Origin of the sequence: Arthrobacter sp. Leaf337, assembly GCF_001423745.1 — a bacterium.
GTDB lineage: Bacteria > Actinomycetota > Actinomycetes > Actinomycetales > Micrococcaceae > Arthrobacter.
The window spans coordinates 245,183-269,978 of sequence record NZ_LMPC01000012.1; the positions used below are offsets into that span (position 1 = coordinate 245,183).

General features: G+C 66.9%; 20 protein-coding genes. 6 read left to right on the forward strand and 14 right to left on the reverse strand.

The window, feature by feature from the left end; translation table 11 throughout:
• Nucleotides 1–4: 4 nt before the first annotated feature.
• Entirely contained in the window at nucleotides 5–964 is a 960-nt protein-coding gene (locus ASF98_RS10270; RefSeq protein WP_235505790.1) for a hypothetical protein, read from the reverse strand.
• Nucleotides 965–1,235: 271 nt separating this feature from the next.
• On the opposite strand from ASF98_RS10270, the gene ASF98_RS10275 reads away from it, so the two are divergent.
• A complete protein-coding gene (locus ASF98_RS10275; RefSeq protein WP_028272259.1) occupies nucleotides 1,236–2,066 on the forward strand; it encodes an HAD-IIA family hydrolase in 831 nt (276 codons plus the stop codon).
• Between the two features lie 72 nt (nucleotides 2,067–2,138).
• Here the strand turns inward: ASF98_RS10275 and ASF98_RS10280 are convergent, their stop codons facing one another.
• The 4 genes from ASF98_RS10280 to pyrE form a co-directional block, all read right to left on the reverse strand.
• Nucleotides 2,139–3,182, reverse strand: a complete 1,044-nt coding sequence (locus tag ASF98_RS10280) for a thioesterase domain-containing protein (protein WP_055801102.1) — start codon at nucleotides 3,180–3,182, stop codon at nucleotides 2,139–2,141.
• 50 nt (nucleotides 3,183–3,232) lie between these two features.
• Nucleotides 3,233–3,826, reverse strand: coding sequence for a hypothetical protein (locus ASF98_RS10285; RefSeq protein WP_055801105.1), 594 nt, complete (start codon nucleotides 3,824–3,826; stop codon nucleotides 3,233–3,235).
• A 122-nt stretch (nucleotides 3,827–3,948) separates the two neighbouring features.
• A complete protein-coding gene (locus ASF98_RS10290) occupies nucleotides 3,949–4,713 on the reverse strand; it encodes a GAF and ANTAR domain-containing protein (protein WP_055801107.1) in 765 nt (254 codons plus the stop codon).
• Between the two features lie 136 nt (nucleotides 4,714–4,849).
• Nucleotides 4,850–5,434: an orotate phosphoribosyltransferase gene (gene pyrE, locus ASF98_RS10295; protein WP_028272262.1), complete on the reverse strand. Its 585-nt coding sequence runs from the start codon at nucleotides 5,432–5,434 to the stop codon at nucleotides 4,850–4,852.
• 149 nt (nucleotides 5,435–5,583) lie between these two features.
• On the opposite strand from pyrE, the gene acsA reads away from it, so the two are divergent.
• Genes acsA through ASF98_RS10320 form a run of 5 tightly spaced genes read left to right on the forward strand, consistent with a single transcriptional unit; the run spans nucleotide 5,584 to nucleotide 10,999 of the window.
• Entirely contained in the window at nucleotides 5,584–7,407 is a 1,824-nt protein-coding gene (gene acsA, locus ASF98_RS10300; protein WP_055801109.1) for an acetate--CoA ligase, read from the forward strand.
• Nucleotides 7,404–8,405 (forward strand): pyruvate dehydrogenase (acetyl-transferring) E1 component subunit alpha, encoded by a 1,002-nt coding sequence (pdhA, locus tag ASF98_RS10305; protein WP_055801112.1) that lies wholly within the window; start codon nucleotides 7,404–7,406, stop codon nucleotides 8,403–8,405. The genes acsA and pdhA overlap by 4 nt, the downstream gene beginning before the upstream one ends.
• On the forward strand, nucleotides 8,402–9,382 hold the full coding sequence (locus ASF98_RS10310; RefSeq protein ID WP_055801115.1) for an alpha-ketoacid dehydrogenase subunit beta: 981 nt from the start codon (nucleotides 8,402–8,404) through the stop codon (nucleotides 9,380–9,382). Before pdhA ends, ASF98_RS10310 begins: the two co-directional genes overlap by 4 nt.
• Complete coding sequence (locus ASF98_RS10315) at nucleotides 9,375–10,760, forward strand: 2-oxo acid dehydrogenase subunit E2 (protein WP_055801117.1); 1,386 nt, start codon at nucleotides 9,375–9,377, stop codon at nucleotides 10,758–10,760. Before ASF98_RS10310 ends, ASF98_RS10315 begins: the two co-directional genes overlap by 8 nt.
• Complete coding sequence (locus tag ASF98_RS10320) at nucleotides 10,757–10,999, forward strand: acyl carrier protein (protein ID WP_055801120.1); 243 nt, start codon at nucleotides 10,757–10,759, stop codon at nucleotides 10,997–10,999. Before ASF98_RS10315 ends, ASF98_RS10320 begins: the two co-directional genes overlap by 4 nt.
• Here the strand turns inward: ASF98_RS10320 and ASF98_RS10325 are convergent.
• The 9 genes from ASF98_RS10325 to ASF98_RS10365 all read right to left on the reverse strand — a co-directional run bounded on the left by ASF98_RS10325 (nucleotide 10,988) and on the right by ASF98_RS10365 (nucleotide 24,778).
• Complete coding sequence (locus tag ASF98_RS10325) at nucleotides 10,988–12,250, reverse strand: FAD-dependent oxidoreductase (protein WP_055801123.1); 1,263 nt, start codon at nucleotides 12,248–12,250, stop codon at nucleotides 10,988–10,990. The genes ASF98_RS10320 and ASF98_RS10325 overlap by 12 nt on opposite strands.
• An 80-nt stretch (nucleotides 12,251–12,330) precedes the next feature.
• Nucleotides 12,331–14,625 (reverse strand): gluconokinase, GntK/IdnK-type, encoded by a 2,295-nt coding sequence (locus tag ASF98_RS10330; protein WP_235505864.1) that lies wholly within the window; start codon nucleotides 14,623–14,625, stop codon nucleotides 12,331–12,333.
• A 79-nt stretch (nucleotides 14,626–14,704) separates the two neighbouring features.
• Nucleotides 14,705–15,934 carry a D-mannonate dehydratase ManD gene (gene manD, locus ASF98_RS10335; protein WP_055801126.1) on the reverse strand — a complete coding sequence of 410 codons (1,230 nt, stop codon included), beginning with the start codon at nucleotides 15,932–15,934 and terminating at the stop codon, nucleotides 14,705–14,707.
• A 44-nt stretch (nucleotides 15,935–15,978) separates the two neighbouring features.
• Nucleotides 15,979–17,352 carry a glucuronide transporter gene (gene uidB, locus ASF98_RS10340; protein WP_055801130.1) on the reverse strand — a complete coding sequence of 458 codons (1,374 nt, stop codon included), beginning with the start codon at nucleotides 17,350–17,352 and terminating at the stop codon, nucleotides 15,979–15,981.
• A gap of 59 nt (nucleotides 17,353–17,411) precedes the next feature.
• Nucleotides 17,412–19,250: a beta-glucuronidase gene (gene uidA / locus ASF98_RS10345; RefSeq protein WP_055801132.1), complete on the reverse strand. Its 1,839-nt coding sequence runs from the start codon at nucleotides 19,248–19,250 to the stop codon at nucleotides 17,412–17,414.
• A gap of 208 nt (nucleotides 19,251–19,458) precedes the next feature.
• Nucleotides 19,459–20,901 carry a mannitol dehydrogenase family protein gene (locus ASF98_RS10350; RefSeq protein WP_055801135.1) on the reverse strand — a complete coding sequence of 481 codons (1,443 nt, stop codon included), beginning with the start codon at nucleotides 20,899–20,901 and terminating at the stop codon, nucleotides 19,459–19,461.
• Nucleotides 20,898–22,304 carry a glucuronate isomerase gene (uxaC, locus tag ASF98_RS10355; RefSeq protein WP_055801138.1) on the reverse strand — a complete coding sequence of 469 codons (1,407 nt, stop codon included), beginning with the start codon at nucleotides 22,302–22,304 and terminating at the stop codon, nucleotides 20,898–20,900. The genes ASF98_RS10350 and uxaC overlap by 4 nt, the downstream gene beginning before the upstream one ends.
• Before the next feature lie 115 nt (nucleotides 22,305–22,419).
• Nucleotides 22,420–23,481 (reverse strand): LacI family DNA-binding transcriptional regulator, encoded by a 1,062-nt coding sequence (locus ASF98_RS10360; protein ID WP_055801139.1) that lies wholly within the window; start codon nucleotides 23,479–23,481, stop codon nucleotides 22,420–22,422.
• Between the two features lie 130 nt (nucleotides 23,482–23,611).
• On the reverse strand, nucleotides 23,612–24,778 hold the full coding sequence (locus ASF98_RS10365; RefSeq protein ID WP_055801142.1) for a Gfo/Idh/MocA family protein: 1,167 nt from the start codon (nucleotides 24,776–24,778) through the stop codon (nucleotides 23,612–23,614).
• Nucleotides 24,779–24,796: the final 18 nt, after the last annotated feature.

A 24,796-nucleotide genomic window follows, 5' to 3' on the forward strand; every position in this document is an offset into this window, starting at 1 on the left:
CGGCTTAGCCGTCCAGCTTCCAGCGGTTCGCCCGGTACGAGTTGCCGATCTTCTCCAGTGCCTCCGGGTTGGCGGTCCAGTAGCTCTCGTGCCCGCTGACGCCCATCATCTGCGGTGTGCCCCACGGAGTCACGGTGAACAGGTTGACGGCGCGGATGGCGTCTCCCCCGGCGTTGGTGCAGGTGAAGCCGACCACCACGGCGGCCGCCCGGCGGAACTCCCTGATTTCCGGCGTCGACGCCTCAAAATTGCCGGTGCATTTGTGGCCGACCAGGTGCTGCGGCAGTTCGGCGGCGGGGATGGCCTTGAGCTTTGCTTCGATCTCCTTGATGGCTGCCTGGACCTTTTCAGGCTCCTTGCCGTATTTGCCTTCCTCTGCTTCGGCGAAGAACGAGAACGCCGTGGAGATGCCGTCGCCGTCGCGCTCTTCAGTGCCCTTGGCGACTTGCTGCATGGGGGCGCCGGTGGCGGGGTCCTTGGTGATCCCGAACGTGTCGTCGCTGCTCCAGGCGGACAGGTAGGAGAACGAGGATTCCCCGGTGACAAACCGGTTGTAAAGCGGGTCGTCGCTGGCTGGAATGTTGGCGGGACCCTGCAGGTCATCCCACCCGGCCGGAAGCGGGAAGGCCCCGGCCGGCATGTCAGCCGCTCCGGCGTCTTCGGATGGTGCCACGGATTCCTCGGGGGCAGCACTGTCCTCTGCCGCTTCCGGGGACGCGGATTCGGCGGAAGTGGCCGCGGGCGCCGGGCTGTCCTCCGCCTGCGGTTTGCTGAACGCGGGAATGACCCAGACAAACACGGCCACCAGCGCAACGGTCACGGCAGCGGCGACGGCGGCCAGGACAATGATCAGGTTCTTCTTGTTCCGAGGCTGATGGGGTTGCAGGGGGTGAGTCTGCGGCGGGAAGTTGTTCGATGGGTAGTGCTGCTGGGGCGGTGGCGGCGGGCCGTAGTTGTTGCTCATGGCTGTCCCTTTCAGGTGCTGGCGGGCATCCTGCGGTTCCTTGGATGCCCGGAATGTCCTTGGGGATCTCCCGGCGCGGGCCGGCACAACAACCACCGCGAACTCCCCCGATCCGCGGCCGCTGGCACACTGGTGCCAGCCACGAGCCTAGTCCAACCAATGGCGCCACAACGCCGCACCGGGTCTGTCATTCTTCGGTGCCGGATGTTCCGGCGCCCCAAAAATGACAGACTGGGAGCCGGAACCGGCACATCATCGTTGGAGGATCACCATGGCAAAGTCAGACGAAGTACGTTCATCGGCAGCGCTTTACCGAAGCGGCCAGGAGATCGAATGCTGGCTGACGGATATGGACGGAGTGCTGGTCCACGAAAACCAGCCCATCCCGGGAGCCGCGGAACTGATCCAGCGCTGGGTGGACACCTCCAAGCGCTTCCTGGTGCTCACCAACAACTCCATCTTCACTCCCCGCGACCTGGCCGCCCGCCTGAAGTCCTCCGGCCTGGAAATTCCCGAGGAGAACATCTGGACCTCGGCGCTGGCCACGGCGCAGTTCCTGAAGGACCAGGTGCGCGGCTCGGATTCCGGGAACCGCGCCTACACCATCGGCGAAGCAGGACTCACGACGGCGCTGCATGAGGCCGGTTTCATCCTCACCGACCAGAACCCAGACTTTGTGGTGCTCGGCGAAACACGCACCTACTCCTTCGAGGCGATCACCATGGCCATCCGGCTGATCCTTGCCGGCGCCCGCTTCATCGCCACCAACCCGGACGCCACCGGACCGTCCAAGGACGGCCCCATGCCCGCCACCGGCGCCATCGCAGCACTGATCACCAAAGCCACCGGCCGCGAACCCTACATTGTGGGCAAGCCGAACCCCATGATGTTCCGCTCGGCCATGAACCAGATCGACGCCCACTCCGAGACCACCGCCATGATCGGCGACCGGATGGACACCGACATCATCGCCGGAATGGAGGCCGGGCTGCACACCGTGCTGGTCCTCAGCGGAATCACGCACAAGGACGACATTGCCGCCTACCCGTTCCGGCCCAACCAAATCCTGAACTCGGTGGCTGACCTCAAGAGCCAGATCTAGCCGGGTTCAAGGCGCGGGCCCGGGCGCCGGCCCGGGTTTCCGGGGTCGGGCCGAAGGGCCCGGGCGGCAGGGTCAGAATGCAGTCATCTTGGGCCCGCCGGTTGGCAGCGGGAAGATCTCATCCTGCAACTCCTCCAGGATGGGCCGGTAAACGAACGGGTTCCACTGGGGACTGGCGTGCGCGGGCAGGGCGTCATCGGTACGGCGGTCGTTGGACACCATGTTGGCCGCAAAGGTCCGCGCCCACGATTCGCGGGCCGTCTGATAGTTCACGGTGCCGTCCCGGGGATTGCCGATGAACGCCATCCGGGTCCCGCCCAGCTTGTCGGCGAACCGGGTGGCGTCGAAGTGGTAGATGTACGCGGATTCGGATTGGATCAGCACGCTGGACGGCGCAATCGGTGACAGCTGCTCCAGGCTCTGGTCCACCACCTGGCGCCAGGACCGTTCATCCTTGTGCACGATGCGTTCGCCCAGCTCGTACCCGCCGCGCAGCACCGTGGGAACCCGGAACCCGCCCTCGTAGAGCACCACCACGCCTTCGAACCAGCTCTGGTCCAGGACGTCGTACTTGCTGTACGGGCTGGAGTCCAGCAGGATGAATTTCACCTCCACGCCGTGCAGCTCGCGAAGCCGGGCAGCCACCTGTGTTGCCACCATGCCGCCGAAACTGTGGCCGTAGAAGTACAGGCTGGTCAGCTGCTTCGCCCGGACGTGCTCAATCACCGCGATCACGATCTGGTCTATGTCCAGCCCCTGGTTGGAATAGCCGACGGCGGCCAGCTGGCCGCGCTGGCGAAGTGCACCGCGCAGGGAATTGAGGATCCACTGCGCTTCCTCCCAGCTGGTCTTGTAGCCGGGAAACAGGATCCAGCTGGCGTTCGGGTAGTAGCTCTCCGCGAAATCGTCGCCCAACGTCAGGATCCTGTTGGTGCGGCGCTCTGCCTGGACATAACGGGTGAAGAACATGTCGGTGGCCAGCAGCGCTGCCGCCCCCGATCCCGCCAGGAAGTTTCGCCGGGAAAATCTCCTGAGTTCGGCGGCATGCTTGAGGAGGCGGCCCTCGGCTGTTCCGGGGCCGCCCTCAGGCTGTGGTGGCTCCTGGACTTGCGGCACACCTCTACCGTAGCCACAGCGGAAGCCGGATATGAAACGCGCGAAACCAGCTAGTTCGCGGGCTCGGCCGGAAGCGCCTGCAGGGGATCCGTTGCAGCGTTCCGGCTGGCTTCGGCATTCTCCCGCCGCGAAATTTCCACCCCGATCGCGTCATACTGCGCCAGCAGCTCGGTGCCCGCAATCGCGGCGGGATCGTCCAGCAGTCCAAAGACGGAGTCGCTGGCAGCCAGGAGTTCGTCGTCGGAGTACTGGGCCAGCGGCCCGCATCCCGAGGGGTCGATGGAGGCTGCGAATTCACCGGTGATTTCAACGGTCTTCACACCGGGTCCGGCATCAGGGCCCAGGCCGTCCGGTCTGGGCATGAATTCGAGCGAAACGCCTGAACCCGCCGCGGAGCCGCCGCCGGAGATGTCGCCGTCGACCGCGTTGAGGTCGTTGCGGAGCCCCACCAAAGCGGGCGATTCCACGAACGCGGCCTGCGAGAGATCCACCCGGATGTGGGCAGTGACACCCATGCGGCGGATACGGCGGATGACGTGCACCAGGGCGGGTCGGGATTCCTGGTTGAGGCTGCCCCGGACGTCGATCCGAACAACATTTGCAGCGACGTCCAGCTTAACGAGGGCGTGAAGTTTGCGGTCCATAGGTACTCCAAAAAAGGGTGTCTATGGCCGACGGCTCAACCTCGGACAGCGTAGCTTCCGCGGCCCGTCCAACACAAGCCTGCGGCGTGGCCCGGTTCAGCCGACCCGGACCTGCCGTGCGGTCAGCCGACCCGGGACTTGCCCTGCCTGGGCTCCTCGAAGTGGGTCCGGGTGCCCGCTCCGCCGACGGAATCCACCAAGGATCTGGCGATGTCCCGCAGCTTGACGTTGCTGTTGCTGGACGCGTCCGTCAGGATCTGCACGGCCGCCTCCTGGCTGCAGCGGTTCTGCGCCATGACGATGCCCACGGCGATGTCGATCGTGGTCCGGGACTCCAGCGTTGCCCGGAGGTTGGTGGCACTGTCTGTGTGCAGCGAGAACCTGACGGCCAGGCGCAGGGCCTGCGACACTTCGCGCGTGTACCCCCGGGCGCGCGCCGCCGCTTTCTCATCGAACTTGTGCGGGACATCCGAGTAGAGGTTCAGGGCAGCCTTCGCATCGCCCTGGAGGTGGAACGGGAGAGACAACACCGAACGCAGTCCGTGCGAGGCAACAGCATCGGCGTAGTCAGGGCCCCAGCGGTCCTCTTCGAAAAGGTCCGGAACGTGGACTTCCCGTTCTTCCTCGGCGGCCGTCAGGCAGGGCCCCTGCGAGAGCGAATACTGGATCTCATCCACCTCGCGCGCGGAATCGCTGCTCCAGCCGATGGTGGCCGCCTTGCGGTCCCGGAGCAGCGTGATGCCGCAAAGGGCGTCGTCGCCGTCGCCCGCCATCTGGTGCGCGGAAAAGCGCGCCAGTTCGTTGAGGAAGTCCTCGAAGTCGGCACTCTCCAGGATGAGGTTCTGGATCTGTTCGACGGTGTTGGGTGCTGGGTTGGACGGGAGCATGGCGCGGTCTCTCCAGGTGCGTGACTTGAATTTGAGCTACGCAAATTGTAGGGTGCCGCCTCTTGGCCATTCAAGCGGGGTTAGCTCCCGGCTGAATTGTCCGCCGCTGAATTGTCCGCCGCCGGCGGCACGCACGCTAGCTCAGGCCGAGCTCATCCTTGCCGAACGCGAACAGGTAGGGAACTCCGGTCTCCGCTTCGATTTTTTCCTTGGCGCCGGTGTCGCGGTCCACAATTACGGCGACGGCCACAACGTTGCCGCCGGCCTTGCGGACACCCTCGACGGCGGTCAGTGCGGACCCGCCGGTGGTGGACGTGTCCTCGAGCACCAGGACCTTGCGGCCCTCCACGGAGGGTCCTTCCACCTGGCGGCCCATGCCGTAGGACTTCTGGGCCTTGCGGACAACAAACGCGTCCACGGTGCGGCCGGCGTCCACGGCGGCATGCATCACGGCGGTGCCCACCGGATCGGCGCCCATGGTGAGGCCGCCGGCGCACTCAAAGTCGATGCCGGCGTCGTCGATCAGCGAGAGCATGACCTGGCCCACCAGCTTGGATGCCTCGTGGTGCAACGTGATGCGTCGGAGGTCGATGTAGTAGTCGGCTTCGGCCCCGCTGGACAGGATCACCTTGCCGCGGACAACGGCGAGTTCCTTGATGAGTTCAAGCAGGCGGGCACGGGCGGCAGCAGCGTCAGCTGCACGGGGGCTGGTGGCAGTCATGGGGTCCAGTTTAGTGGCTCCGCGGTTTGTGACGGCGCGTCCTGTGCTGGCGGGAGAACGGGCCGGAACATGGGCAGGAGAGCGGGCCGGGGCGTCCCACGGGACTTTCTACTCTAGCCAGTTCTCCCGGCGAGGAGTCCGATTGAACCATGACGGCCGGAACCGCTCCATCCACCCGCTGGCCCGCAATCCCGAAGGACGTCCATGGCCTGGCTGTCCGCCCGAACATGGTGGACTACGACGCCAGCCGCGCCGCTTTCTCTTGGGATGAGGCGCGTCATGAGCTGGCAGGGCTGCCGGACGGTGGCGTCAACATAGCCTACGAGGCTGTGGACCGGCATGCCGCGGGCGATCGGGCCAGCCATGAGGCCCTGCGTTTCATCCGCGCCGACGGTACGGCGCGCTCCCTCAGTTACGCAGAACTGGCCGAACAGACCGGACGGTTTGCCGGCGTCCTGCACGGGCTGGGAATCGGCCGCGGGGAACGGGTCTTTTCGCTCATGGGCCGCAGCCCGGAGTTGTACGTCGCGGTATTGGGGACGCTCAAGAATGCCAGCGTTTTCTGCCCCCTGTTCTCCGCTTTCGGCCCGGAGCCCGTCCGCCAGCGCCTTCATCTGGGTGCCGGCCGCGCCCTGGTCACCACCCGGGCGCTGTACCGGCGGAAGGTTGCCCCGATCCGAGACCTGCTGCCTGAACTGGAGCACGTGCTGCTGATCGATGCCGAGGGCCTGCCGGACCCCGGAACGCTGGACCTGGCCGAACTCATGCGGGACGCGCAGCCGCTGGAGGCGGCACCCACCCGCGCCGAAGAAATGGCCCTGCTGCACTTCACCAGCGGGACCACCGGCACCCCCAAAGGGGCGATCCACGTGCATGACGCCGTCACCGCCCACCGCGCCACCGGATTCTTTGCGCTGGACCTGCACCCGGACGACGTCTACTGGTGCACGGCGGACCCCGGCTGGGTCACCGGCACCTCGTACGGTGTGATCGCTCCCCTCACCCACGGCGTGACCACCATTGTGGACGAAGAGGAGATGGACGCGGACCGGTGGTACCGGATCCTCGCCGAGCAGCACGTCACCGTCTGGTACACCGCCCCCACCGCCCTGCGCATGCTGATGAAGGCCGGTGCCGGCCACGCCGCCGGGCATGACCTGTCCGCCCTGCGGTTTGTGGCCAGCGTCGGCGAACCGCTCAACCCCGAAGTGGTGGTGTGGGGACAGGAAGCGTTCGGCCAGCCCGTCCACGACAACTGGTGGCAGACCGAAACCGGCGGCATCATGATCTCGAACTACCCCGCCATGGAGATCCGGCCCGGCTCCATGGGTCGTCCCCTGCCCGGCGTTGAGGCCGCGATTGTGGCGCGGGATCCGGACGGCAAGCCGGTGCTCCGGGACGGCGAGGCCGTGCTGGTCACCGCACCGGATGCGGTGGGCGAACTGGCGCTCCGGCCGGGCTGGCCGTCCATGTTCCGCGGCTACCTCCATGAAGACGAACGGTACCGGCGCTGCTTCGCCGGCGGCTGGTACCTCACCGGAGACCTGGCCAAGCAGGACGCGGACGGGTACTTCTGGTTCGTCGGCCGGGGCGACGACGTCATCAAGTCCTCCGGGCACCTGATCGGACCGTTCGAGGTGGAGAGTTCGCTGATGGAGCACGAAGCGGTGGCCGAGGCCGGGGTGATCGGCGTCCCCGATCCCGTGGCCGGCGAAGTGGTCAAGGCCTTCGTGGAACTCCGCACCGGGTGGCAGCCCTCGGAGGCGCTCAAGCTGGACATCATCGGCTTTGCCCGCAAACGGCTGGGCCCGGCGGTTGCCCCCCGGCTGCTGGACTTCACCGACGCGCTGCCCAAGACCCGGAGCGGCAAGATCCTCCGGCGGCTCCTGAAAGCCCGCGAACTCGGCCTCCCCGAAGGTGACACGTCAACCATCGAGACCCCGCCCGGCAGCTACCCCGGAGCGCCGGCGTGAGCGGCACATCAGCGCGGGGATCCGGAAGCGCGGACTCCGACCATACACGCCACCTGCTCCATCAGATGCTGCGCGTGCGGCGGCTCGAGGAGCAGTGCGTGGAGCTCTACAGCGCGGCGAAAATCCGGGGGTTCCTGCACGTCTACATCGGAGAGGAAGCGGTCGCCGCGGGTGTGATGAGCACCCTGGCTCCGGAAGACGCCGTGGTGGCAACATACCGGGAACACGGCCATGCGCTGCTGCGCGGTGTGTCCGCGGGAGCCATCCTGGCCGAGATGTACGGCTATGTGGAAGGCTGCTGCCGCGGCCGCGGCGGCTCCATGCACCTGTTCGACGCCGCCACCCGCTTCTACGGAGGCAACGCGATCGTGGCAGGCGGGCTGCCGCTGGCCGTGGGCCTGGCGCTCGCCGATAAAATGTCCGGACGCTCCCGGGTGACCGCCTGCTTTTTCGGCGAAGGCGCCGTAGCCGAAGGCGCATTCCACGAAAGCCTGAACCTCGCCGCGCTCTGGCAGCTGCCGGTCCTGTTCTGCTGCGAGAACAATCTGTACGCCATGGGCACCGCCCTGGCCCGCTCCGAATCGCAGACCGATATTGCCCTCAAGGCCGCCGCCTACGAGATCTCCTCGTGGTCCGCGGACGGGATGGATGTGCTCGCCGTCGAAGAGGCTGCGCGCCGCGCCGTGGACGCCGTCCGGGCCGGCGGCGGACCGCACTTCCTCGAGCTCCGGACCTACCGGTTCAGGGCCCACTCCATGTTCGATCCCGAACGGTACCGGGAAAAAACGGAGGTCTCCCGCTGGATGGAGCGCGATCCGATCAACACGCTCCGGAACGCCCTGGAAACCGCCGGCCAGCTGACGGAGAAGGACTGGAAGAAGATCCAGCAGGACGTGGACGCGGAAGTGAAGGCCGCCGTGGAGTTTGCCGAAGCCGGCACGCTGGAACCGGTGGAGGAACTGACCCGGTTCGTGTACAGCGAGCGGAGCCCGCAATGAAGACCACCTACCGCGAAGCCATGCGGGCTGCCATCCGGGACGCCCTCCAGCGCGACGAACGGGTGTTCCTCATGGGCGAGGATGTTGGCGCGTACGGCGGATGCTTCGCGGTGAGCCTTGGCCTGTTCGAGGAGTTCGGCCCGGAGCGGATCCGGGACACTCCGCTGTCCGAATCCGGCTTTGTGGGCGCAGGCATCGGGGCGGCCCTGGGCGGGATGCGGCCCATTGTGGAGATCATGACCGTCAATTTCAGCCTGCTGGCGCTGGACCAGCTGGTGAACAACGCGGCCACCCTGCTGCACATGTCCGGCGGGCAGTTCAACGTGCCGCTGGTCATCCGGATGACCACGGGAGCCGGGCGCCAGCTGGGAGCCCAGCACTCACACAGCCTGGAGGGGTGGTACGCCCACATCCCGGGGCTGCGGATCCTCACCCCCGCAACCCTGGAGGATGCCCGGGGGATGCTGTGGACGGCGCTGGAAGACCCGGATCCGGTGCTGATCTTCGAGCACGGAACCCTGTACAACGTGGCCGGGGACCTCGCTGACGACGCCGGCCCGGTGGATATCAGTACGGCCGCCGTCCGCCGCCCCGGCAAGGACATTTCGCTCATCACCTACGGCGGAACGCTACCGGCAGTGCTCGACGCCGCCACGCAGTTGGCAGCCGAGGGAATCGACGCGGAGGTGCTGGACTTGCGCGTGCTGCGCCCGCTCGACGACGCCGCCGTCCTGGGGAGCGTGGCCCGGACCCACCGCGCAGTGGTGGTGGACGAAGGCTGGCGGAGCGGCAGCATCTCCGCAGAGCTGTCCGCCCGGATCACGGAGAACGCCTTCTTCGACCTGGACGCACCGGTGGGCCGCGTCTGCAGCGCCGAAGTGCCGTTGCCCTACGCCAAACACCTGGAACTGGCGGCACTGCCCACGGCGGAGCGCATCGTCGCCGCAGCCCGGGAAGCGGTAGGCGCCCGTGGGTGATTTCAGGATGCCGTCCCTTGGTGCGGACATGGAGCACGGCAAGATGGTGGAGTGGCTGATTAAACCCGGCGACTACGTGCACCGCGGAGATGTGGTGGCCGTGGTGGACACGGACAAGACCGTCATGGACGTCGAAACCTTCGAAGAGGGCGTCGTGGCCGAGCTCCTGGTGGATGTGGGCACCACTGTTCCCATCGGCACCCCCTTGGCCCGGATCACCCGGACCCCGGACGACGGCGCCGGGCAGGCAGGAGGGCAGCCGGCGGTCCCGCCGGCAAAGGCTGGTCCGGAAGCAGCCGCGGCGCAGGTTCCTCCCCCGGTCCGGCACCTGGCCCACCAGCTCGGCGTGGATCCGTCCGGGATCCGCGGGACAGGCAAGCACGGGGCGGTCACCCGCGCCGACGTGGAACGCGCGGCGGCCGCGCGGTCCGATCGGCCGGTTCCTGAGGCTGCGCCGGTTCCCGAAGCTGCGCCGGCACCCCACGGGACCCGGGTGCGGTCCTCGCCCCGGGCACGGCGCCTGGCGGACCAGCTCGGCGTCGACATCGGCACGGTGCCGGGGACAGGCCCGGACGGCGCCGTCACCGAGGCTGACATCCAGCGTGCCGTGCAGGGAGCCGGGGCGTCCGCTCCCGCGGAGGCCCCGGCACGGGAAAAAGAACCGGAAGAAGAACCGGCAGCGGAAGAAACGCCGTCGCCGGACGCGCAGGACCGCTTGTCCAGCCTCCGCCGGTCCATCGGCTCGCTCATGACCCGGTCCAAGCAGACCATCCCGCACTACTACGTCAGCACCACGCTGGATCTTCGTGCCGCCATCGGATGGATGCAGCAGGTCAACGAACAGCGGCCGGTGGCCTCGCGGCTGGTTCCCTCGGCCCTGCTGTTGAAGGCCACAGCAGTGGCCGCCCGGGAAATTCCGGAAGTCAACGGCTTCTTCACCGACGGGGTGTTCCGGCCGAGCAGCACCGTGCACCTGGGCGTTGCCGTGGCCCTGCGGCACGGCGGCCTGGTGGCGCCTGCCATCCACGATGCCGACACCCTGGCCGTGGACGTGCTGATGCAGAAGCTGCGGGACCTGGTGGGCCGGGCGCGGGCGGGGCGCCTGCAGCGCGCGGAAATGGCCGACCCCACCATCACGGTCACTAATCTGGGCGACTTGGGGGTGGAGGCTGTGTACGGCGTCATCTACCCGCCGCAGGTGGCCATGGTGGGCCTGGGCAAGGTGGTTGAGCAGCCCTGGGCGCAGGACGGCATGCTCGGTGTGCGGCCCGCCGTCACTGCCACATTGTCAGCCGACCACCGGGTGAGCGACGGACTCCGGGGGGCCCGCTTCCTGGCCCGGATCGACGAACTGCTGCAAAAACCGGAGGAGCTATGAATGAGCAGGACGCACGGCAGGCCGTGCACGCGGCCATCAACCAGGTAGCCCCGGACGTGGACCTTGACGGTCTCGACGAAGGGTCCCGGCTGCGGCAGGACCTCGAGCTGGATTCGCTGGATTTCCTGAGGCTGGTGGAGACCATCGATGAGGCCACGGGCGTCGACATCCCTGAACGCGACTACGCCTCCGTGGCCACGGTGAGGGGCCTGATCGACTACGTCGCCTCACGCGGCTGAGCGCGGCTGGGCTCGGCGGGCAAAGTCGGGTGCATGCTCCGGCCTGGGTCCGAAGGCGATGAGCCGCGGCATGAGCCTTGTTAGCGCCGGAACGTGCCTGGCAAGAAACAACACCACTGACGGAACCCCGGACCTCCTCCCGGCGAACAGGGGCACGAAAACCGCCCGGTGCATGATGCGCTGAACGGTCTGGAGAAGAACGGTGGGCATCCGGCGCCGCCGTTCCACCGCAGCCAGATCATGCAGCGTCACCTGGCCTTGGAGCAGGCCCGGTGCCAGCCTCGCGGCTGCGGCCACCGCATCCTGGATGGCCAGGTTGATGCCCACCCCGCCTGCCGGGGACATGGCATGGGCGGCGTCGCCGATGCATAACAGCCCGTCAACGTACCAGCGCCGCAGCCGGTCCAGCCGCACATCCAGGAAGTGAAGGTCCTCCAGCGAACGGATGGCGTCCACACGGTCGGCCAGGTCCGGCCGCAGGGCGGCGACGCGTTCCCTGAACCGTTCAACTCCCTCGGCACGGATCCGGGCATCCGTTCCTTTGGGGCCGAGGTATCCCATCTGGTAGTAGTCGTCGCGGAACAGCGCAATCATGGCTTCGCGGCCCCGGAACGCCGGGACGATGCCCGCCACGGCGCCTTTTTCCGACGCGTGGCGCGGGAGCTTGAACCACCAGGTGTCGAAGGGAACGGGGTACTCCTTCGACTGCAGGCCGGCGGACCGGCGCAGCACGGAATGGCGCCCGTCCGTGGCCACCACGAGGTCCGCGTGGATCGCCCCTTCGGTACTTGCCTCTTTGCTGCCCGCACGTGTCCGGTAGCGGACGCCGGTGACGCGGCCGTCGTCGAACATTAGCGATGTGGCTTCATGCCTCATCAGGAGCCGGAATGTGGGTTCGCGCGCGGCCTCGGTGGCCAGGAAATTCAGGAAGTCCCACTGCGGCATCATGGCGATGTAGTTGTAGGGCGGCTTCAAGGAGGCGAAATCGCCGAGCGTGAGCATCCCGCCGTTGGGGAGGGGGAAGGCGGCGGCGTTCAACCTGCTCTGCGGAAGCTTCCGGAACTCGTCGCCGAGTCCCAGTTCGTCGATCAGCCTGATGGTGGAGGCGTGCACGGTGTCGCCACGGAAATCGCGCAGGAAATCGCCGTGCTTTTCGAGCACAGTGACCTCCACTCCGGCCCGGGCCAGCAACAGGCCCAGCATCATCCCCGCCGGCCCTCCGCCGGCAACAACGCACCCCGTTTGCTCCATGCACCCACGCTACGCCGGACACACAAAGGCCGCACGCGCAATTGCTGCGCGTGCGGCCCGGGTGTCCTGCCTGAACCGGATCAGAGCCGGGTGTCGAAGGAATCGCAGAACACGTTCTCGTTGAACGTTCCCTGGAATTCCGAACTGCCCATGATCTTTTGGATGGTCGCCCGAATGGCCTCGGGCGACCCTGCGTGGGCGTGGACGGCGGTCTTCACCATCGGCACGTCAATCAGGTGGTTGGGCTGGTTGAGCGAGACGAACACGGTGGGGACCTCGGTGACGTACCACGGGATCTCCGCGGCCATCGGGGTGGACCACTTGATCCGGATGGCTGCCTCCTGGGCGAAGCCCTTCACATTGGCGAACACGAAAGCGGCGTCGTACTTGTCCGCGTAGTCGCCGGTGGCTTCCTCGGAGATGACCGACATGAAGTTCACACCGGTCTCCCCTGCCGCCTCACGCTGGTCCGCCGTCTTGAACAGGTGCACCTCGAACCCGGCGTTTTCCAGCTCCGCCTTGACGGTGTCCAGGTAGGCCAGCGGGTCGGCGCGGGTGAAGTCCGAACCGCCGGAGATGCCGTACAGGCGGATGCGTTTGTGCGTCGCCGGCGTGATGGGCAGGTTGTTGGCGGTGTCCTTGACCAGGGTGACGGTCTTGTCCGCGATTTCGGCGGCGATGGCCCGGTGGGCGTCACTGCCGATCACGGCGAGTGCTTCCACCGGCGGCACCAGCTCGTTGCGCGCCTTCTGGTGCAGCCCCAGCGAGGCCTTGAGGGCCAGGATCCGGCGCAGCGCGTCATGCAGGCGCTGCTCGGTGATGACGCCGGACTTGTAGCCGTCCAGCATGTACTGGAAATCTTCCGCGGGATTGCGGAAGAACAGGAACATGTCGCAGCCCGCCGCGATGGTGGCCGGCACCAGGTCCCTGCGCTTCATGGCCTGGGTCAGGCCGATCATCTGCGAGGCGTCCGTGAGGATAAGCCCGTTGAAGCCGAGTTCGCCGCGGAGCAGGTCCTGGAGCAGTTCCGGCGCCAGCGTGGCCGGCCGGATGTCCTTGTCCGCCAGGCCGGGACGGAAATGCCGGGAAAGTTCCGGCGCCCCGATGTGCCCGATCATGATGGACTGCACGCCGTGCCCGATCATTTCCCGGTAGACGTGCCCGTAGCTCCGGTTCCACTCCTCATAGCCAAGGGTGTTGTAGGACGTGACCACGTGCTGGTCGCGTTCGTCCATGCCGTCGCCCGGGAAGTGCTTCATGGCGCAGGCGGTGGGTGACTCGCTGATGCCGTCGAAGTACTCCTTGGCGCGCTCCACCACGATCTCCGGCGTGTTGCCGAAGGCCCGGGTGGAGATGACCGTGTTCCGCCAGTTGTAGTGGATGTCGACGATCGGCGCGAAGGCCCAGTTGCAGCCCAGCGCGGCGGTTTCGACGCCGGCCACCTGGCCCATCTGCCGGGCGATGGCCTTGTCCGGGTGCGAGCCGGCCTGTAGGTGCGTCGACACGAACGTTCCGTCGTCGCAGCTTCCGGCTCCGCCCATTTCCGGGTTGGAGGCCACCAGCAGCGGGATGCGGGTCTTGGACTGCGCGTAGCGGATGTGCTCCTGCACCGCGGCGGAGGGGCCGGGCCGGTAGCGCATGCCGCCCACGTGGTAGTTCTCCAGCACGCCGTCGAGGTACTCCGGGGAGTAGCCGTTGTTGTGGTTGATGAACAGCTGCCCGATCTTTTCCTCGAGGCTCATCGACTCCAGGGTGCCGTTCACCCACTGGACCGCTGCGTCGTCGAGGTTGAACGGCGCGGCTTGGAGGTCGACGTCGAACTGGCGCGGCTGGGTGCCTGCGGCACCGGCGGAAGTCCCGCCGTCGGGAATTCCTACGACGGCGGCAGCCGTGGAACGCACGGCGGCGGCGATCCCGGCCAGTGCTTCGGCCACCACCTGGTCTACGGGGGCGGCGATGTCCACCACGATGCCGGCTTCGTCGGCGCCGAGCGGTTCCAGCGTTGCGAGCTGGGAATCAAGCAGGGCGGGCGGCATGAAGTGCCCGGAGCGGCCTTCAGTCCGTGCCCTCAGCACCTCTTTGCTGCCGTGCAGGTGCAGGAACACGGTGTCCGGTGCCTGTTCCCGGATGGCGTCACGGTAGCTGCGCTTGAGCGCCGAGCATGCCAGCACCAGGCCTCCGTTCCCGGCAGCTGCGAGTTCGGAACCCACGGTGGCCAGCCAGGGCCAGCGGTCCTCGTCCGTCAGCGGCGTGCCGGCGGCCATCTTGGCGACGTTCTCCACGGGGTGGAGCGAATCGCCGTCGAGGAACGGTACGCCCAGTTCGCGGGCCACCAGGTCGCCGATGGTCGTCTTGCCGCAGCCTGAGACTCCCATGACGATGATGCGGTGCTTGGTGATGCCGTGTTCAACCAGGTGCTGCTCCGTCAAGTGCTGTTCTGTCACGACGCGGGCCTCACCAGTCATGGACGGTGCCGTCAACGAGGCGGTTGTAGGGCAGGTAGGCCTGCTGGTACGGGAACGCGGCTGCTGCTTCCTCGTTGAATTCGACGCCGATGCCGGGCTTGTCGCCCGGGTGCAGGTAGCCGTCCTTGAAGGTCATGGACTGTTCGAAGACCTCGTTGGTCTTGTCCGAGTGCTGCATGTATTCCTGGATGCCGTAGTTGTGGATGGCCAGGCCCACGTGCAGCTGCGCGGCGAAACCGACCGGGGAGATGTCGGTGGGGCCGTGGAAGCCGGACTTGATCTGGTACTGCGCGGCAAAGTCCATGACCTTCTTCAGCGGGGAGATCCCGCCGAAGTGCGTGGAGGCTGCCCGGACGTAGTCGATCAGCTGTTCCTTGATGATGGTCTGGTAGTCGTACACGGTGTTGAAGATTTCACCGATGGCCAGCGGGGTGGTGGTGTGCTGGCGGACCAGGCGCAGGGCTTCCTGGTTCTCAGCCGGGGTGCAGTCCTCGAGCCAGAACAGGTCATACGGTTCCAGAGCCTTGCCCAGCTTGGCGGCCTGGATCGGGGTCATGCGGTGGTGGCCGTCGTGCAGCAGCGGCAGTTCCGGGCCGAACTCGTTCCGGACGGCTTCGAAAACGGTGGGCAGGTGGCGCAGGTACGCCCGGGTGTCCCAGTCTTCCTCCACCGGGAACGCGCCGCGGCCGGCGGGCTCGTAGTCGTAGCGCTCGCCTGAGGCCTGGGCCTGGGCAGCGACGCCGTAGACGGCCTTGATGCCGGGGACGGCGGTCTGGATGCGGACGGACTTGTAACCGAGTTCCAGGTGCTCGCGGACGGAGTCGAACAGGGAGGGGATGTCCGCGCCGGAGGCGTGGCCGTAGGCGCGCAGGCCGTTGCGGGAGGCACCGCCGAGGAGCTGGTACACCGGCATGCCGGCCACCTTGCCCTTGATGTCCCAGAGCGCCATGTCCACGGCGGCGATAGCAGCCATGGTCACCGGGCCGCGGCGCCAGTAGGAGCTGCGGTACAGGAACTGCCAGGTGTCCTCGATCCGGTGCGGGTCCTTGCCGATCAGCAGCTGCGCGACGTGTTCCTTGAGGTAGGCGGCGACGGCGAGCTCGCGGCCGTTCAGGGTGGCGTCACCGATGCCGGTCACTCCGTCCTCCGTAGTGATCCGGAGGGTCACGAAGTTACGGGAGGGGCTTGTCACGAAGACTTCCGCGGCAATGATTTTCACAGCTGTTCCTTTCGAGCGGGGCTGGGTCGAGGGTAGGTCGGGGCTTAGTTGGAAGTGGTGAGAGGCTTGGCAGCGTCTGCGCGTTCTTCGCTGGTGCGGCGTGCCTGGATTTCGGTGAGGATCTCGGCGTGCATGGCGTCGGTCAGTTTGTACTTGGACATGACCAGGACGGCGAGGATGGTCAGCACTGCCGGGATGGCGCCGGCTGCGAGCTGGATTCCGAAGAGGGCGTCGGCAGTCTGTGCACCGCCGGACTTGTAGCCGCCCAGTGCCAGTGCATAGGCGGCGAGGGCGCCGCCCACGGCCTGGCCGGTCTTGCGGGTGAACGAGAACAGTGCGTAGGTGATGCCTTCGGTGCGGACGCCGGTCTTCCATTCGCCGTATTCCACCGTGTCGGCTTCCAGTGCCCACACCACGATGTTGACCGCGAGGACTCCCACGAGGCTGATCACGAGGCCGGAGAAGCCGATCCAGACCTGGCTGGCAGGGGTGAGGAAGATGATGGTGCCGCCGATGACGGTGAGCACGGACGAGTAGATGTAGACGCGCTTCTTGCCGATGGTGCGGACCAGCCTGGGCATGAACCCGGCCAGCACGAAGGTGGCGGCCAGCTGAATGATGGACAGCACCGGGTAAAGGCCCAGGTTGCCGAGGACGTCGCGCAGGTAGTACAGCTGCACCGAGGTCAGTGCCAGGTAGCCGGAGAGGAAGAAGAACGAGCTGATGCACAGCATCAGGAGGGGCTTGTTGCCCTTCAGGGTTTCCATGCTCTGCTTGACCGAGACGTTCGGGACGGCGCGGTGGACGCGTTCCTTGGCGGTCATGACGGTGAAGAAGTACAAGGCCGCGCCGATGACAACGAACACCAGGGTGATGGTGGTGAAGGTTGACTGCAGGTCAGCGCCCGGTTTGATCAGCGGTGCCACGAAGATGCCGAGGGCCGAACCGACCAGCAGGCCGCCCACCATGCGGGCGGAGCCGAGCTTGGCGCGCTCCCCCGGGTCCTGGGTCATGGCGCCGGCCAGGGAGCCGTAGGGGATGTTGACCAAGCTGTAGGCCAGGCCGAGTGCCGCGTAGGTAACGTAGGCGTAGAGCAGGGTGCCGGATTCGCCCAGCTGCGGGACGGAGAACGTTGCCACGCTCAGGAGCAGCAGCGGGATGGAGCCGAACATGATGAACGGACGGAACTTCCCGAAGCGCCTGCTGAAGGTGCGGTCCACCATGCGTCCGGCGAAAACATCGGCGAACGCATCAAAGATCCTGACCACCAGCAGCAGGGTGCCTGCCGCGGCGGCCGAGATGCCTGCAACGTCCGTGTAGTAGACCAGGAGGAACATGGTGGCCGTGGTGAAGGCGAGGTTGTTGGCGGCATCGCCGGCGCCGTAGCCGAGGATGCTGAGCTTGCCGAGTTTTTTCATAATTGGGCTCCTTTACCCGGTGCCGGCTCCGCGGAGCCGGCGAAAAAATGGTCAAAACGCTAGGGGGTGGTGACGCTGCTGTTCGGGGTGGCGTTCCTGGTGGCTGCCAGCGCGGTCCAGCGCTGGCGGAGGGCGTACGCGGCGGGCTTGGGCCGGCGGTCGCGGGTGAAGACGCCCTTCTTGTTGCCGTCCACGCGCATGATGCCGTTTGACGTCTGGAAGTCCGCGAAGTTCCAGACCTGCTCGCCCACCATGGCGTCCACCCGGTCGAACACCCGGTGGTACATGGCCAGGAAGGCGGCCTGGTATTCCTCGCTCCAGGGCTGCTCATAAATGGAGTGGAAGCCGGGCATGGTGTCCGGCCCGTACTCGGTCATGATCATGGGCTTGCCGTATTTGGCTTCCCATTCCCGCAGTTCCTTCTCCAGGACCTGCTCCGCTGATTCCAGGTCCCCGTTGTTCAGGTACCAGCCGTAGTAGCGGTTGAGCAGGATGACGTCGAAGAGGTCCCCGAGCAGTTCCTTGTCCGGGGTGTCGAACATGACGTTGACGTAGCCCACGGGGCGGGTGGGGTCCAGTTCCCGGGTAAGTTCCGCCAGGGGCTGGAAGTACTCGCGTGCCCCTTCCTCGGACCCGTTGGGTTCATTGGCGATGGACCAGATGACCACGGACGGGTGGTTCTTGTCCCGGGCCACGAGCTCGGTGATCGCCTGCCGGTGGTTGGCCGCCGTATTGGCGTCCACACCGCCGTCCTCGTAGGTCTTCTTGGCGATGCCGCCAAACACTGCGCCAAAGCCCAGGTGGAGGCCCACGGCCGCGGTCTCGTCGATCACCACGATCCCGTGGCGGTCGGCGAAGTCCATGACTTCCTCGGCGTAGGGGTAGTGCGAGGTACGGAACGAGTTGGCGCCCACCCAGTCCAGGAGCTGGAAGTCGTTGACCATCTGGGCGTTGCTGTGTCCCTTGCCGACGGTGACGTGGTCCTCGTGCATGCCGAAGCCGGTGAAGTAGAACGGCTCCCCGTTGATGAGGAATTCCTTGCCGCGGACTTCGACGGTGCGGACGCCGACGGGCAGCGTGTAGCTGTCCAGCAGCCGGCCGCCCTCGCGGATTTCGGCGGTCAGGCTATAGAGGTACGCGGCGCCGGGCTGCCAGAGCACGACGTCGTTGATCACCAGTGCGCCGCTGGCGCCGTCCGCGCGGGCAACTTCGACGCCGTCGGCGTCCTTGAGCGAAACGGTCACCGTTGCACTGTCCGTCCCACCGGCGGTGGCGTCCGCCGTCGCGATCGTGTAGTCCACCGTGCCGGTGGGGCCGTCGAAGCCGGTGACCACCGTGATGTCGTCCACGGTGACCGCCGGGGTGCTGTACAGCCAGAGGCTGCGGTGCAGGCCGGCGTAGTTGTAGAAGTCGTGGAGGTAGCTCTGCTGGCGCCGGCCGTCTTCCGTGACGGTGATGCTGCCCGGCGGAATGGTGGCCTGGGTGAGCTCGTTGTTGACGGCGACGGTGAGCCGGAACGTCTTGCCCGGAGTGACGTGGTCCGTGATGTCCGCGCTGAAGGGCATGTAGCCGCCGGTGTGCTGGGCCACGAGGACCTCATCGGCCCACACCATGCCCTCGTGGGTCGCCGAGTCGAGGCGGAGGTGGATGCGCTCACCTGCCCAGCCGCGCGGGACGCGGACTTCGCGCTGGTACCAGACGTAGCCCACATGGTCGCGGATTGCTTTGTCCGGGAAGACGTCGTTGTAGCTGGCAGGGACGCCCATCTCCAGCCCGGTGTCCAGGGGCGCCTTGAACCATTCCTCGCGGTGGCCGGCGCGGTCAAAGTCCACCTTGAACGCGTAGAGGCCGTCGAGGTTGACCAGTTCGCGCGTTTCGCTGGCTTGGGGCTTCAGCATCTGGGGGTCCTATCGCGTCTTTGCGGTCTGTGCCGGGGGGAGGATTCTGGCGAGTACGGCGGTGCGCCGGTTTTGCTCTTGTTGTAATGCTAATCACTTGGCAATCAAATGGCAAGCGGTTGCCATAAAATTTTGTTGAAAGTTCATTAAACACCGCTGCCCGGCTCCCGGTGATCCGGGAACCGGGCAGCAGCGCGTGCGGAGGACGCTAGCGGGAGACAGCCAGCTCCCCGAACGTTCCGCACAGGTCTTCGATCAGGTCCACGACGGCGCCGTCCCCCGCCAGGACCGGGTCCACGATATTGAGCAGGGCGCGGATCCGTTCTGTGCCGCCGAGCAGGTTGGCTGCAGCCACGGCCTCGGCCAGCGGATCCTGGAACGCGGCGGCGACAGCGCTGTAGTCCATCCAGGCGGCAATCATGAGTGCGGCCGCCGCCCCGCTCCTGCCCGCGGCACGCTCGGCCTGCAGCACCGGAACGGCACGCATCCGCAGCTTGGTGCTGCCGTCCATGGCGATCTGCGCGAGGTGGTGCGCGATCCTGGCGTTGCTGAAGCGTGCCAGCAGGGCGGCACGGTACTCCGGGATCTGCAGCCCGGCGGCGTTTCCACCCGGCCCGGACAGGTTCGCTTCGGCTTCGTCCCAGAACTTTTCCACGGCCTGAAGGCACAGCGGATCCGCCAGGGCCTGCGCCACGGTGGTGTGGCCGCGGAGTTGGCCCGCGTACGCCAGCAGCGAGTGGGCGCCGTTCAGGAGCCACAGTTTGCGGTTCTCGTACGGCTCGATGTCGGCCACGAACACCGCGCCGGCGTCTTCCCAGCGAGGGCGGCCGGCGGGGAATTCCCCGCTGAGCACCCAGTTGGCGAAGGGCTCGGCAACGACGGGCGAAGTGTCCCGATAGCCACACGCGGCTTGGACAGCGGCGACGTCCGCGTCAGTGATGCGCGGCGTAATGCGGTCCACCGAGGTGCTGACGAAGCTGATGTTGGCATCGATCCAGTCAGCGAGGCCCGCGTCCCACGCGCCGGCCATGCCCACCACGGCGTTGTGCGCCACGGTGCCGTTGTTGGAGAGGTTGTCGCAGCAGACCACGGCGAGCGGTCCCGCTCCGGCAGCCCGGCGGGCGGCGAGGGCCAGCACCAGCCGGCCCAGCGGCGTCGTCGGGAATCCATTGCCGGCCAGCAGCGAAAGGTCGGCGACGACGTCGGGCGCCTTGGCGTCGAGGTGCCCGTCGGCGCCGAGGCGGTAGGCCGCTTCGGTGATGGTCAGGGTGACGAGGGCGGTGGCGGGAGCCGCGATCAGCTCCGCCAGGCGCTGCACGTTGGCGCCGTCCACGGCCTCCACGATGCTGCTGACCACGGCGAAGGTGTCGCCGCCGTCGGCGCGTTCCACCACGGTGTACAGCCCGTCCTGTTCGGCCAGCGCCAGCGCTGCGTCAGGCCGGCGGCCGGTGAAGGCAGCGATGCCCCAGTCTGCGGCGTCCCCCGCCTGGTGGGTGTACCAGGCCTGGTGCGAGCGGTGGAAGGCGCCCAGCCCCAGGTGGACGATGCGCACTGGCGCCTTGGCGGACGGGCGCAGCCGGCGGTTCAGCCGGGGAAGGTCCGTAGCGGGCCCTGCTTCCTCGGCAGCATTAGGTTGCAGTTCGGTGCTCACAGTTTGAAGACCCTTCGGGGCGAGCCGTCGACGAGGTCGACGATCAGTTCATGGGCGCGGTCCTCGCTGACGCGGTGCTCGGCCACGAGCCGGGCCAGGAAGGAGGCCTCGATCCGGCGGGACGCATCGTGCCGTGCCGGGATGGAGCAGAAGGCGCGGGTGTCGTCGATGAAGCCGGACGAGCGGGAGAACCCGGCAGTCTCGGTGACGGCCGAGCGGAAGCGCAGCATGGCGTCCGGTGCATCCAGGAACCACCACGGGGCGCCGAGGTACACGGACGGGTAGAAGCCCGCCAGCGGCGCGAGTTCACGGGAAAACACGGTCTCGTCCAAGGTGAAGAGCACCAGGTGGAAGTCCTTGGCCGTGCCGAAGTCCTGCAGCAGCGGGCGGATCGCCTCGGTGTAGTTGACGGCGAACGGGATGTCGTGGCCGGTGTCGGCGCCATAAGCATTGAACGTGGGTTCGTGGTGGTTGCGGTAAGACCCCGGGTGGATGGTCATCACCAGGCCGTCTTCCACGGACATCCGCGCCATCTGGTACATCATGTGCGCTTCAAAGTCTTCGCGGTCCCGCGCCGTGGCCTGGCCGGAACGGGCGCGGTCAAACAGCTTTGCCGCGTCACCGGCGTCGAGCTTCAGCGTTGCGGGCGTGCGGACGCCGTGGTCCGCGGAAACGGCACCGTGCTCCACGAAATAACGACGCCGGTTTTCCAGCGCGGTGATGTACCCGGCGTAACCGGTGGCGCCGTCGCCCGCTGCCGCGATGAGCCGGTCAACGTTGGCGGACCATGCGGGGTGCGCGATGTTCAGGTATTGGTCAGGGCGGAACGTGGGCAGGACGCGGCCGTGGAATGTGGGGTCCTGGGCGATTGCCTTGTGGCTGGCCAGGCTGTCCAGAGGATCGTCCGTGGTGGCCAGCACCTCGATGTTGAAGTCCTTGAAGAGCTGGCGGGGCCGAAAGCCGGGCTCCAGCAGCTTGGCGGAAATGGCATCGTAGCTGGCATCGGCAGTCTCGGCGCTGATCTCCTGCTGGAGGCCGAAGACGCTGTCGAACTGGGTGCGGAGCCAGTAGCCGGAGGCGGTGCCCTCGAACAGCGGCCAGGCCTGGCAGAACTCGCGCCAGACGGTGCGGGAGTCCGGCTCCGCGGTGTTCGAGCCGCGCAGCCGGTCCAGCGGAACCCCGCTGGCGTGGATCAGCCGGGTGACGTAATGGTCCGGGCTGACCAGCAGCGCTGCCGGGTCCGGGAAGGGGGTGTTGTGCTCGATGACTGCGGCGTCAACGTGCCCGTGCGGGGAAAGGATGGGCAGGTCCTGGACGCGCTGCAGGAGGTCGCGCGCAATGCTGCGCGTTCCGGGATCCGCGGGCAGGAGCCGGTCTGGGTTGGCTGCAATCGACTGTGACATAGCTCAATGGTCCGGTCTGTTCCAGCCTTTTGTCAACCGGTTGCCATAAATTGCCATTAAGTTGCGAGGGTGGCCGCGCGGCCCGGGTGGGGTGGCCGAGACGGGCGGCCCGGACTCAGCCCGCGGGGAGGAGCCGTCCGCTGGAGCCCCGCAGCACCAGCTCCGTCTCGACGCGCAGCGTCCCCGCCGGGTCACCCGTGCCGTGCAGCAGGTCAAGGAGCAGCGTTGTGGCGCCGGAGCCGCACTCCCCCAGCGGCGAGCGGACGGTGGTGAGCGGGGGTGTGGTGAAATCCGCCCCGAAGATGTCGTCGAAGCCCACGATGCTGATCTGGTCCGGCACCACCATGCCCGCAGCCTGGAGTTCCTGCATAAGGCCGATGGCCAGGAGGTCGTTGTACGTCAGCACGGCCGTGGCGCCGCTGGCGCGGACGTCGCGCGCTACCTGCCTGCCGCCGTCGACCGTGGGTTTGCTCGATTCCAGCCGTACGGCTTCCAGCCGGGACCACTCGCAGGCGGCCTGCACGCCTTCCCAACGGCGGGCGGACATCCACGACTGCGGCGGCCCGGCAACAAAGGCAACCTTCCGGTGGCCGTTCGCGGCCAGGCTGCGGACTGCCTCGCTGATGCCCTTGTTCACGTCGGGCACCACGCAGGGCACGCCGTCGACCTCGCGGTTGATGACCACCACCGGCTTGTCGCGGGCGAGGGCGCGGATGTCGTCGTCATCCATGCGCGGGCTGGCCAGAATGAGGCCGTCCACGGTGGCCATCATGCGGCGCGCTGCCGTCAGCTCGGTAACGGCGGACTCGGCGGACTCGGCCAGCACCAGGGTGTAGTCCCGCACCGTGGCGGTGGTTTCCGCGCCGCGGATGATGTCGAAGAACGTGGGATTGGTGATGTCCGCGACGATCAGGCCGAAAGTGTTGGTCCGGCCGGTGGGCAGCGCCCGGGCGAAAGGGTTGACCTGGTAGTTCAGCTCGGCGGCGGCGTCCTCGATGAGTTTCTGCGTCTTGGCGCTGACCCGGCCCGGCTTGCTGAGCGCCCGGGAAACCGTGGACGGATTGACGCCGGCAACCTTGGCAATGTCGTAGATGGTGGCGTTGGATTTGCCGTCCCGGGCGTGCTTCTTCGCCGGAGCTGTTGGGGCCGCAGCGTCCGGCGTCTTGGGTTCAGTCACCGCCCCATCCTAACGAGGAACACCCCAACTGGGTCGCAGTTAATGTCGTTTTCAGGGCTCAAAACGACATTAACTGCGAGCTAGTTGGGCTTGGGATGGCCAGCGGTTGCCGCGCCGGCCCCGGCCCGGGCTACGAACGCTCGGGGAACTTGCCTTCGTCCGCGATGCGCTTGTTCAGCTCGGCCAGGAACACGTCCTCGTCGAAGTCCAGCCCCACTTCGGTGCCGGTCCAGCTGGAGAGGTGGATGGCGTTGGCGAGGCGGACACCGTTGATGCCGTCCGATCCCGGGGCAAGCAGCGGCGTGCCGTCCAGGATGTTGGCGGCAAAGTTCTCCAGGACACCTGCGTGCTGGCCGCCCCAAACGGACTCGAACTCGATGACTTCGGTGGTGTAGTACTCCGCGGGGTTCAGCTCGCCCATAAAGAGCTTGCGGACATCATTCATGTCCATGGCGTCGCTGAGTTCGCGTTCGGGCTTCTTCAGGCGGGTCACCGTTGCGGTCTTGGAATTTTCGACGACGATCTTGCCCTGGTCGCCCAGGATCTCGAAGCGGTCGGTTCCCACGAGGTCGTGCGTGGCCGTGACGAAGACGCCGGTGGCGCCGTTGCCGTAGTCCACGACGGCGGTGACTTCATCCTCCACTGCGATGTCGCGGCGGAAGCCGTAGGCAACCTTGGAGTAGACGGACTTGGGGACGCCGCAGATCCACTGCCACAGGTCCAGCTGGTGCGGTGCCTGGTTGACCAGGACCCCGCCGCCTTCGCCGCCCCACGTGGCGCGCCATTCGCTGGAGTTGTAGTACCCCTGCGGGCGCCACCAGTTGGTGATGATCCAGTTGCTGCGGCGGATGCTGCCGATCTCGCCGTTGTCGACGATCTCCTTCAGCTTCCGGTACAGCGGGTTGTTGCGCTGATTGAACATGATGGCGAAGGACAGCTCAGGCTTGCCAGCGGCAAACTCGTTGAGCTCCTTGACCTGCTTGGTGTAAACGCCGGCCGGCTTCTCCACGAGGGCGTGGACGTTGCGCTTGAGGGTCTCGATGCCCATCTCGGGGTGCAGGAAGTGCGGCACGCAGGTGACGACGGCGTCCACGTCGCCGCTTTCCAGCATGGCGATGTAGTCATCGTAGAAGGGAACGTCCGGGTACGCGGCCGAGGCCAGGTCCTTCTTCGCGGGATCGATATCGCAGATGGCGCCGATCTCCATGTTGGGGACCAGGCCGTCCGTGATGAACTTGGCGTAGGCACCGCCCTGCTGGCCCAGGCCGATGATGCCGAGGCGTACTTTCTTACTCACAGTTATTTTCCTTTTTCG

Excerpts from the sequence above, each read along its gene's own strand:
- ASF98_RS10285 (WP_055801105.1), bottom strand. The coding sequence starts at position 3,826 with ATGGACCGCAAACTTCACGCCCTCGTTAAGCTGGACGTCGCTGCAAAT.
- ASF98_RS10290 (WP_055801107.1), bottom strand. The coding sequence starts at position 4,713 with ATGCTCCCGTCCAACCCAGCACCCAACACCGTCGAACAGATCCAGAAC.
- ASF98_RS10275 (WP_028272259.1), top strand. The coding sequence starts at position 1,236 with ATGGCAAAGTCAGACGAAGTACGTTCATCGGCAGCGCTTTACCGAAGC.
- ASF98_RS10270 (WP_235505790.1), bottom strand. The coding sequence starts at position 964 with ATGAGCAACAACTACGGCCCGCCGCCACCGCCCCAGCAGCACTACCCA.
- ASF98_RS10320 (WP_055801120.1), top strand. The coding sequence starts at position 10,757 with ATGAATGAGCAGGACGCACGGCAGGCCGTGCACGCGGCCATCAACCAG.
- uidB (WP_055801130.1), bottom strand. The coding sequence starts at position 17,352 with ATGAAAAAACTCGGCAAGCTCAGCATCCTCGGCTACGGCGCCGGCGAT.
- ASF98_RS10330 (WP_235505864.1), bottom strand. The coding sequence starts at position 14,625 with ATGGGAGTCTCAGGCTGCGGCAAGACGACCATCGGCGACCTGGTGGCC.
- uidA (WP_055801132.1), bottom strand. The coding sequence starts at position 19,250 with ATGCTGAAGCCCCAAGCCAGCGAAACGCGCGAACTGGTCAACCTCGAC.
- acsA (WP_055801109.1), top strand. The coding sequence starts at position 5,584 with ATGACGGCCGGAACCGCTCCATCCACCCGCTGGCCCGCAATCCCGAAG.
- ASF98_RS10325 (WP_055801123.1), bottom strand. The coding sequence starts at position 12,250 with ATGGAGCAAACGGGGTGCGTTGTTGCCGGCGGAGGGCCGGCGGGGATG.
- uxaC (WP_055801138.1), bottom strand. The coding sequence starts at position 22,304 with ATGTCACAGTCGATTGCAGCCAACCCAGACCGGCTCCTGCCCGCGGAT.
- ASF98_RS10310 (WP_055801115.1), top strand. The coding sequence starts at position 8,402 with ATGAAGACCACCTACCGCGAAGCCATGCGGGCTGCCATCCGGGACGCC.
- pyrE (WP_028272262.1), bottom strand. The coding sequence starts at position 5,434 with ATGACTGCCACCAGCCCCCGTGCAGCTGACGCTGCTGCCGCCCGTGCC.